The organism is Methylibium sp. T29, assembly GCF_000576205.1.
In the GTDB taxonomy this organism is placed as follows: Bacteria; Pseudomonadota; Gammaproteobacteria; order Burkholderiales; family Burkholderiaceae_C; genus Methylibium; species Methylibium petroleiphilum.
In genome coordinates, this window is sequence record NZ_AZND01000511.1 from 1 (window position 1) to 1,194 (window position 1,194).

Below are 1,194 nucleotides of genomic sequence, written 5' to 3' on the forward strand. Positions count from 1 at the left end.
CGCAGCACCGACGGCGGCTCGGCGCTCTGCGCCGCCAGCGCGGTGGCGCCGGAGAAGGTGCCGAGCGCCAGCGCCCGGCCCTGCTCGGGCGTCAGGCCCATGTCGCGCGCGGCGTCCATCAGCGCCTCGATGAACAGGAACACGTAGGCCGGGCCGGAGCCCGACAGCGCGGTCACGGCGTCGAGGTCGGCCTCGCGGTCGACCCACAGCGTGGCGCCGGTGGGCGCCAGCAGAGCCTCGACGCTGCTGCGCTGGCCGGCGTCGACCTCGGGCCGCGCGTACAGCCCGGCGATGCCCTGGCCGATCAGCGCCGGCGTGTTGGGCATCGCCCGCACCACGCAGCGGTTGCCGGTAGCGGCGACGATGGCGTCGGTGCGGATGCCCGCCATGACGCTGAGCTGGGCGGCCTCGCCCACATGCGGCGCGCAGGGCGCGGCCGCCTCCCGGAAGATCTGGGGCTTCACGGCCCACACCACCAGGCCGGCATCGGCCAGCGCCGGGGTCGCCTGCTCGGTGGCGACGATGCCGAAGGCCTGCTTCAGGCGCTCGCGCTGCTCGGCCCAGGGTTCGACGACCAGGACTTCGTGCGCGTGCACACCGCTGCGCAACAGGCCGCCGATCAGCGCGCTGGCCATGTTGCCGCCGCCGATGAAGGCGATGGGAGAGGAAAGGTGGTTCATCGGCAACTCCAGGAGCGGGATTTCGATCGGAGTTCGAGTCTAGCCAGCCGGGCGCGTTCCGCGCCGCGCGGCTCAGTGTGCGCCGGCCAGCAGCGCGGCGTTGCCGCCGGCCGCCGCGGTGTTGACGGTCACCACCTGCTCGGCACAGAAGCGGTACAGGTAGAGCGGCCCGCCGGCCTTCGGCCCGGTGCCGCTGAGGCCTTCGCCGCCGAAGGGCTGCACGCCGACCACCGCGCCGATCATGTTGCGGTTGACATAGACGTTGCCGACGCGCGCCGCGTGCGCGATGCGCTGTGCGCGCGAGTCGATGCGCGTCTGGACACCGAGCGTGAGGCCGTAGCCCAGCGCATTGATCTGCGCCACCAGCGCCTCCACGTCGGCCGCACCGCCGTGTGCGGCGGTGCCCGGGCCCCAGCGCACGACGTGCAGCACCGGGCCGAACACCTCCTGGCGCAGGTCGGCCACGCGCGCCAGTTCGTAGGCGCAGGGGGCGATGTGCTGCGCGCCGGCCGGG

Annotated in this window: 2 protein-coding genes; both read right to left on the reverse strand. The window is 74.1% G+C overall.

Annotation, left to right across the window (positions count from 1 at the left end; all coding sequences use genetic code 11):
- A partial coding sequence (gene proC, locus x551_RS22455) for a pyrroline-5-carboxylate reductase (protein ID WP_036251805.1) occupies positions 1-680 on the reverse strand: 680 nt, incomplete at its 3' end.
- Between the two features lie 72 nt (positions 681-752).
- A partial coding sequence (locus x551_RS22460) for an aldehyde dehydrogenase family protein (protein ID WP_036251808.1) occupies positions 753-1,194 on the reverse strand: 442 nt, incomplete at its 5' end.